Annotated in this window: 1 protein-coding gene; it reads left to right on the forward strand. The window is 69.6% G+C overall.

Annotation, left to right across the window (positions count from 1 at the left end):
* Positions 1–195 precede the first annotated feature (195 nt).
* The coding region (locus tag ABFX46_RS43360) for a hypothetical protein (protein WP_346050476.1) at positions 196–550 on the forward strand (355 nt) is incomplete at its 3' end.

The raw sequence follows: 550 nt of genomic DNA on the forward strand, positions 1-550 counted from the left end.
TCACCGCTAGGGTGGCCACGAGGTCTCCGGTGTTGTTCTTCTTGGTCGATGAACGCTCTACCGGAGACCTCACCGCGTCCGGCGCACGACACGCCGCCACTCATCTCACTTCGAAACAGGCCCTAGGGCGGTGCCGCGGTTCCGGACGTTGCAGGCGCACCAGGCGGTGCGCCTCCGGACCGGAGAGAACCGCACATGCAGAACACCTACATGCGCCTGCTCGACGAGCAGCGCCAGCAGGCATGGAATCAGGCGAAGGCCATCCTCGACACCGCGGACCGCGAGAAGCGGGAGCTGACCGCCGAAGAGGATGCCGCGTACGTGCGCGTGAGCGCCGACCTCGACGCGCTCGACGCGCGCCTGAAGGCCGAGCAGGAACGCGCGCAGCGTGACGCGCGGACCGCCGCGACGTTCGAGCAGCTGCGCGGCCAGCCCGTGGAGGGCCGCATGGCGAGCGCCGAGAACGCCATGCTGGCCGACGAGTTCCGGAACCGCATCCGGACCCGCAGCCGCGAGCCCATCGAGATCAGCTTCGCCGACGCGCGGTCGG

This window comes from Actinomadura chokoriensis, assembly GCF_039529475.1.
Classification (GTDB): Bacteria; Actinomycetota; Actinomycetes; order Streptosporangiales; family Streptosporangiaceae; genus Spirillospora; species Spirillospora bangladeshensis.